This is a genomic window from Aeromonas enterica, from assembly GCF_054052465.1.
This window is the reverse complement of sequence record NZ_JBSTYL010000051.1, coordinates 1-7,667: the sequence shown is the minus strand read 5'-3', so window position 1 is coordinate 7,667 and position 7,667 is coordinate 1. Positions and strand designations below refer to the sequence as shown.

General features: G+C 52.1%; 7 protein-coding genes. 6 read left to right on the top strand and 1 reads right to left on the bottom strand.

Translation table 11 applies throughout. From position 1 onward, the window contains the following. Window positions 1-161 precede the first annotated feature (161 nt). Complete coding sequence (locus tag ACW5XD_RS23775) at window positions 162-431, bottom strand: hypothetical protein (protein WP_456497004.1); 270 nt, start codon at window positions 429-431, stop codon at window positions 162-164. Window positions 432-910: 479 nt separating this feature from the next. Here ACW5XD_RS23775 and ACW5XD_RS23770 point away from each other — a divergent pair, with 479 nt between their 5' ends. The 6 genes from ACW5XD_RS23770 (at window position 911) to ptsG (ending at window position 7,375) form a co-directional block, all read left to right on the top strand. Next, window positions 911-1,246 carry a YqcC family protein gene (locus tag ACW5XD_RS23770; RefSeq protein WP_456497003.1) on the top strand — a complete coding sequence of 112 codons (336 nt, stop codon included), beginning with the start codon at window positions 911-913 and terminating at the stop codon, window positions 1,244-1,246. 106 nt (window positions 1,247-1,352) lie between these two features. Further along, window positions 1,353-2,093 (top strand): tRNA pseudouridine(65) synthase TruC, encoded by a 741-nt coding sequence (gene truC / locus ACW5XD_RS23765; RefSeq protein WP_456497002.1) that lies wholly within the window; start codon window positions 1,353-1,355, stop codon window positions 2,091-2,093. A 90-nt stretch (window positions 2,094-2,183) separates the two neighbouring features. Then, the gene (locus tag ACW5XD_RS23760) at window positions 2,184-2,624 is read left to right on the top strand and encodes a flavodoxin (RefSeq protein ID WP_456497001.1); all 441 of its coding nucleotides are present in this window, start codon (window positions 2,184-2,186) and stop codon (window positions 2,622-2,624) included. Window positions 2,625-3,148: 524 nt separating this feature from the next. Continuing rightward, entirely contained in the window at window positions 3,149-4,444 is a 1,296-nt protein-coding gene (locus ACW5XD_RS23755; RefSeq protein ID WP_456497000.1) for a maltoporin, read from the top strand. A 77-nt stretch (window positions 4,445-4,521) separates the two neighbouring features. Next, complete coding sequence (locus tag ACW5XD_RS23750; RefSeq protein ID WP_456496999.1) at window positions 4,522-5,514, top strand: MalM family protein; 993 nt, start codon at window positions 4,522-4,524, stop codon at window positions 5,512-5,514. Window positions 5,515-5,944: 430 nt separating this feature from the next. Continuing rightward, complete coding sequence (gene ptsG, locus ACW5XD_RS23745; RefSeq protein ID WP_456496998.1) at window positions 5,945-7,375, top strand: PTS glucose transporter subunit IIBC; 1,431 nt, start codon at window positions 5,945-5,947, stop codon at window positions 7,373-7,375. Window positions 7,376-7,667: the final 292 nt, after the last annotated feature.

Below are 7,667 nucleotides of genomic sequence, written 5' to 3'. Positions count from 1 at the left end.
TGGAGCGTTACGGAAGGGGAGTAAATATCAAAGCGTGTTTGCATGAGGCGCTGGGGCACCCCATGCAACACGTAATTGGGACATAGCCTTAATAATCGGCAAACTTGAACTGACACCCAGAAGTCGTTTGCATCAATGTATCCAGCCTGTCTGCTAGCCTCTCATTCTTTTTGTGGCCTTGATGGAGTCTGGCTGTCGTCGTTCTTCATAAAGCAATCAGTCATGAAAAACTGCTTATGGTCAGGCTGCAACGTCATGGGGCGAACACTTCTGTCATCTGTGCTTTGCTCATAAAATCTGTGGTTGTTAGCGCACTCCATCAATCGACGCATGGCTGCGTTGGGGTTCGGCGGTGAATCCCTGCCGGTTTCCAACAACTGCGCATGACCTTGTTGATGAGGGCTGTCTATGGCGTCGTTGCCGAAATCCATACGGCTTGAATGACGCTAACCGAAAGTACGGCAATCTGATCAACACAATCCCTTTCAAGTCAGCATTCATGGGCAAGGGTCTTCACCCTATCGCGACGTGGATTTAGCGTAGCTCGGTCACTTGCTGGGTCGACACAGACGCCATGGATAACTTGTTCCATCACGAGTGCCTGGGGCTGCCGCTGCTTCAGCGGTCTCAGTCCCAAGGTCTTTTAACAGGCCAAGCGTGAGGACAGGAAATACGGGTGCATGAGGCCGGGGCTGTGAAGCGGGATCAATGGCTGATGGATGACTACCGCTGGTAGCTGCATCAGAGTGTCAACGGGGCGGCTCCGCTCTGCATCCAACTTGCCAATGGAACATGGCAGAGGGGGAGGGGGACGGTGTATAGTAGCGCCCTTTTTTGATGAGTCCGGTCTGCCTGTGCCTGTTTGCAAGGGGGCTGACCGGTATGTGGTCATGAGCAAGAGGACGACGAGATGAATCAATATTTGCTGGTAGCCGGCCTGTTGGGTGAACTCACTGCCGAGTTGCAGCGCCTGGAGCGCTGGCAAGATGAACATCCGGGTGAAGAAGCCCTGGCGAGCGAGCTGCCGTTCTGTGTCGATACCCTGAGCTTCGATCAGTGGCTGCAATTCGTGCTGATCCCGCGGATGGAACAGCTGGTCATGCTGCAAGCACCGCTGCCCACCAGCGTCTCTCTCTATCCCATGGCGAGCGAAGTTTACAAGAACGAGCTGGCCGAAGTGGCGAGCCTGCTGCGCCTCATCGGGCGCTTCGATCTGCTGCTGACTGGTAAAGTGGTGGAAAAATGAGTCTGACTTTGCGCTATCAGAAGGGGATGTTGGCTGGCGCCACGGGATCCTGGGGTCACATCGGTTGTGGTGACGCGTCCCTGTCTGGCGGCGAGGTGATGGCGCCATGAATCTGACCCTGCTCTATCAGGATGACTGGCTGGTGGCGGTCAACAAGCCGTCAGGCTTGCTGGTGCACCGCAGCTGGCTCGACAAGGCCGAGACCCGCTTCGCCATGCAAATGACCCGGGACCTCATCGGTGGCCGCCACGTCTACCCCGTGCACCGCCTCGATCGCCCTACCTCCGGCGTGTTGCTGTTTGCGCTCGATCCTGCGGTTGCCCGCATCCTGACCGAGGCCTTTGCCGCCCGTCGGGTGCACAAGGAGTATCTGGCGCTGGTGCGGGGCTGGGCCCCGGAGCAGGGGGTGATTGATTATCCCCTCAAGGAGCAGCTGGACAAGATTGCCGACGCCATGAGCTCCCCGGATCGCCCGGCCCAGGAGGCGGTCACCGCATTTCGTCGCCTGCATCAGGTCGAGTTGCCTCATGCGGTTTCCAAGAAGCACCCCACCAGCCGCTACAGTCTGGTCAAACTGTTCCCGAAAACCGGTCGCAAGCATCAGCTGCGCCGCCATCTGGCCCACCTGTTCCACCCTATAGTGGGAGATACCAGCCATGGTGATGGCCGCCACAACCGATTCTTTCGTGAGCAACTGGGTTGCGAACGCCTGTTGCTGGTGGCCCGCAGACTCAGCTTCGAGCACCCGATCCTCAAAATTCCGATGCGGATCCAGGCGCCGTTGGGGCCGGATGTATTGCAGCTGTTTGCCGAGCTGGGCTGGCCTGCCAGCGAGAGTGATTACTGATCCTGCCTTATCTTGCTCATCTGCGGCAGGGTGTTGCCTTTGACGGGGTTGTGGCATGCTGCAAAGCCATGCCTGTCAAAGGAATCCGTTATGGCTCATATAGATATAGTGGTAGGAACCGTTTATGGCGCGGCCATGCTGGTTGCCGAGACGCTGGCTGTGCAGTTGCAGCACGCCGGACATGAGTGCCAGATTTTCGATGAGGCCGTGCTGGAAGATCTGGATGCCTCCCGCTTCCTGCTGGTGATCACCGCCACCACGGGGCAGGGCGACATTCCACCCAATCTGCAACCACTGGCCACCGCTCTGGCTGACCGGGCGCCCTATATGAAAGGGTGGCGCTATGCACTCATCGCCATGGGTGACAGCAGCTATGAGCACTTTTGTGGTGCCGGCCGTCGGCTCGATGCGCTGTTGCAGGAGCTGGGGGCCAGTGCTCTGTTACCCCGTCTGGAGATAGATGCCACCGTCGACGATGAACCGGAAAAAGTGGCGCTGGCCTGGTTAACCGGCTGGGAAAATACACTCTAGCGTTTCCCTCCATGAGCTCTTTATTTTTCCCCCGTTGGTTTGTCTGCGGGGGACGTTTATTTCTGGGGCAGGTTAGTCTCAACTGACCATATATCACACCGTTTATCCGGTTATTTTTCTGTCCCCTCTCCGTCTTGCTGAGCATTTATTTTTGTCATGACCGACATGCAAGGAAATTAAAAGTTCCGCATTGAAAGCGATTTCAGTCATGTTTTTGTCATTGATTTGGGGTTTTCCAACTTAATCATCGAAGAAAATTAATTGTTGGTAGCGGTTTCATGGTGTTTTTTTCTCATTATTTGCTTATTGATTGGTTAGTTATTGCATGATTGAACGGTTTGCCATTGTATAAAACCCTCCACGGTCAATGCTGGGCGATTTGTCGCCATTTTGTGAAACAGCTCATGTTTGTCGCGAAATTGGCTACCTATAATCGACCCCGGTTATCACCTAAACGTTTTTATGGTGATAAGAACTTGAATATCAGGATCACACTCCTCTCAGCGGGAATAAGGAAAATGAAAATGAAAGCAAAGTGGCTCCCGATCGCTGCAGCAGTAACCGCAGCCCTGGCTTCCCAAGCCGCCTTCGCCGTTGATTTCCACGGCTATATGCGTTCTGGTGTCGGTGTTTCCGATAATGGAGATATGCAAACCTACGACAAGAAGAAGGTTGGTCGTTTAGGTAATGAATCTGAGACTTACTCAGAGGTTCAACTTGGCCAAGAGGTTTACAACAAAGAAGGGAAAACTTTCTATGTTGACTCCATGTTTGCCATGGTAGCGGGCTCTCAAGGACGCGATTGGGAAAGCACTAGCGGAGATAGCGCCGATTTTGCTTTGCGTCAGTTCAACGTGCAGGCAAAGGGGCTGTTTGGCGGTAGTGAGACCACTTGGGCTGGTAAGCGTTACTATCAGCGTCATGATATTCATATCTCCGATACCTACTACTGGGATGTTTCAGGTGCTGGCGCTGGCGTAGAAAACATTGAGGTTGGTCCTGGTAAGTTGGCAGTTGCCGTTGTGCGTAATGATCCATGGGATTCAGTTTCTGGCCAAGTGACTGATAACAATGGAAATGTTGTCTTGGATCAAGATGGTAACCCGATTAACATCAATAGCCGTGTAAACACCAACACATTTGACATTCGCTATGCAGGCATTCCTCTGTGGACTGATGCAACGCTAGAAGTTGGTTACGATTACGCCAAAGCCAATCTGGATGATCAGCAAGAAAAACTGTATCCAGATTACAAAGACGGCCACATGTTTACTGCCGAGCTAACCCAGTCAATGTTGGGAGGCTTTAACAAGACTGTTGCTCAATATTTCTTGGACGGACTTGCTGCTCAGGGGGTTGACTATGGGTCAGGAAGTGGCAGTGGCTTAAGTCAAAGTGCTGCAAGTGGTAATGGTTTCCGCTTGATTAACTGGGGTGTGTTGCCTATTGGTGACAAAGTTGAATTTGGCCATCAAGTCCTTTATGCACAGGCTAATGACCTGAACAAAGACTCGACAGATAAAGACACACTTTCATTGGTTGTACGCCCAATGTACAAGTGGAATGAAGTGATGAAAACTATTGTTGAGTTGGGTTATCACAAAGACCACGTGAAAGTCAATGGTGTAGAAACAAGTACTGATGGCAGTAAGTACACTATTGCGCAAGCATGGTCTGCTGGTTCCAGCTTCTGGGCCCGTCCTGAAATCCGAGTGTTTGCATCCTATATGGACGCAGATGGTCAGTTCCGTCCTGATGACAGTGGTGTTAAGCAGGACAGTGCTTGGAACTTCGGTGTACAAGCAGAAGCTTGGTGGTAATCTGTCCATCACCTGATACCAAGTTGCCCCCGCTTGTCGGGGGCTCTTTTTTTCAAGATGGCGTGTAGGGTTTGCAGATGAAATATACCAAGTTAGTGTTGACGGTTTTTTGTTCCACCCTGATGACAGCTTGTGCTTCTATTGAAGCCACTGTTGCACCTACTCAAGAGTACAAAAGCATACTCAACAGCCGTGATAATGCGCTGCAGCAGCTCAATTATTCGTTAGTTTGTTGCAGTAATATCAATGAGTTAAGGTATTTAACACTAAGTTCAGGCCAGAATGAAGTGGTCGCTATTGATGGTAGTTCCCCAGTATTCTCATTTCCTGAGGGGAAAAGTTATTTTGCAGCCTTCAAGCTGCCGACCAATTCCGGCGATCTCAAAATTACGGTTGCAGGTCTGATCGACAAGACGCTGTTTAACCCGACTGTGTTGCTGCTGGACTCTCAGTTCAAGCCGACTCGTACCATAGGTTCCGACATTATCACTTACAAGCCGGCTCGGATGCTGGACGGTGACCGGGTCGAAGGGGTCTTTACCATCGATCGCTCTTATATTGGTAACCCCAACAACGAAAGCTACATGGTGATCTATACCACTCAGGCAACCCTGAGCCAGACCACGCAAGCCATGAGCCCTTCTAAGATGATGGCCAAGTCCTTGAGTGTGCAGGATTATGGTGCCAAGGATCCGCTGATCCCTCATTCTGCTTGGGGTGTGGTGAAGATCGATGTGGAAGATATGAGCGAAAGCAAGCTTGGTGATAACTTTTACAAGCCGGTTTATCAGGAAGCGATCGATGCCAATACGCCGATCGTGGATCCAACACCGAATAAACTGGTGGTGTCTGCCGCTACGGCTACCATTGCAACTGGCGCTGCTGTTACAGCGAAACCAGCTCCGATGCTGACCGAGACCGAGGCCTTCTATCAGTCCCAAATCGAGAAAGCGGTGAGCGCCGGCGATATCGACAAGGCGATGCAGCTCGTGAATGAAGCCGAGCGTGCTGGTTCGACCAAGGCGAAGTCGGTCTTTATTGATGCGGTCAAACGCTCGCAAAAAGGCTGAATATTGTCCTGTCTTTAAAAGATAATATTTATTTGAGGCCTCCCTTGTTGGAGGCCTTTTTAATCGGTAGACTAAAATAGAAAAAACAGCAAATGGTTACATTAAGTTACAGTGCGTTTCATTTGGTATTGATGTGATTAGTTAAAATACAATGCGAAACAGCACTTTTCATATTTGTGGTGTAGTATGAAAATACCGAAATATATCTGAAATATCCCCAAGTTCTCCCTTATGATTATCTTGTGATCTCCCCTCCAAATTTTTTATTACCTTGCGCCTGATGGAAGAAATTTCCGATCTGCTGAGTTATATTCAGCTGGTCAAAATAAACAACCCCAGTCGAATTCATGCCAATGAAGATGATGTTAGTGATCGTCTATCAATTGGACTGAACCGTTAACGGGAAGACAATTCATTCAGGAGCGCACACATGTTAAAAAATGCTTTCTCTAATCTGCAAAAGGTCGGTAAGGCGCTGATGCTGCCAGTATCGGTCTTGCCCGTTGCAGGTATTCTGCTTGGGGTGGGCGCAGCTCACTTCAGCTGGTTGCCAGAAATAGTCTCCCAATTGATGGAGCAGGCTGGTGGTTCCGTATTTGGTCAGATGGCCCTGCTGTTCGCAGTGGGTGTGGCCCTTGGCTTTACCAATAACGACGGCGTATCCGGTCTGTCAGCCATCGTTGGCTACGGCATCATGACCGCCACCTTGTCTGTGATGGCGCCAGTGATGGGTGTTGAGAAGATCGACACCGGTGTACTGGGCGGTATCCTCGCCGGTGGTGTGGCTGCCTGGGCGTTCAACCGTTTCTACAAGATCCAGCTGCCAGAGTATCTGGGCTTCTTCGCCGGCAAGCGTGCCGTGCCCATCATCACTGGTTTCGTGTCCATCGGTCTGGGTGTGATCCTGTCCGTGATTTGGCCGCCAGTGGGTGGTGCCATCGGCGCCTTCTCCGACTGGGCTGCCAACCAGAACCCGGTACTGGCTTTCGGTATCTATGGCGTAGTTGAGCGCTCCCTGATCCCGTTCGGTCTGCACCACATCTGGAACGTGCCTTTCTTCTATCAGGCGGGTACCTGTGTCAACGGTGCCGGTGAAACTGTACATGGCATCATGACCTGCTTCCTGACCGCCGATGACGCTTCCCGCGCTGCCGGTAACGGCTTTGGTCAGCTGGCTGGTGGTTACCTGTTCAAAATGTTCGGTCTGCCTGCTGCTGCGTTTGCCATCGCCCATGCTGCCAAGCCGGAAAACCGTGCCAAGGTCATGGGGATCATGGCTTCTGCAGCCCTGACCTCTTTCCTGACCGGTATCACAGAGCCTATCGAGTTCTCCTTCCTGTTCGTAGCACCTGTGCTGTATGCCATCCACGCCGTACTGGCTGGTCTGGCCTATGTGCTGACCAACATGCTGGGTGTTGTACACGGTCACACCTTCTCCAACGGCTTCATCGACTTCGTGGTGCAATCTCCCCGTGCCGCTCACATGTGGTTGCTGGTGGGTCTGGGCTTGGTCTACGCCGTTATCTACTACGTGGTATTCAGCTTCGTCATTCGTGCCATGAACCTGAAAACCCCGGGCCGTGAAGACGAGACAGCTGAAGAGACTGTCAGCCAAAGCAAGGACGAAATGTCTGCTGCCTTGGTTACTGCCTTCGGTGGTAAAGAGAACATCGCTTCTCTGGATGCCTGCATCACCCGTCTGCGGGTTGGTGTGAAAGACGTGGCCAAGGTTGACCAGGCTGGTCTGAAGAAACTGGGTGCTGCTGGTGTGGTCGTAGCTGGTTCCGGCGTACAAGCCATCTTCGGTACCAAGTCCGACAACCTGAAAACTGAGATGGACATCTGGATGAAGAGCAACTAATACCGTTGCCTGAATCCTGGAGTTCAGAAAAGGGAGGCGCAAGCCTCCCTTTTTGCTGGGCGAGTGTCAGGGTGACGGTGAACAGGGACCGGATCCGTCGAGCCGCTCATCCTGATCCAAAAGGATGGTGGCCGCGCAACTGATTGCCTGCTGTCCCCACCATATGTTGAACCGACCATGCCATGCGGATCCTGCATAAAGAAAGGCTCTGTCCCAATTACGTGTTGAAAAGCTAATCTTGAAGTAGGCCATCTCCTTGAGGTCTACCATCATGGATACCCCTGCCTTTCAA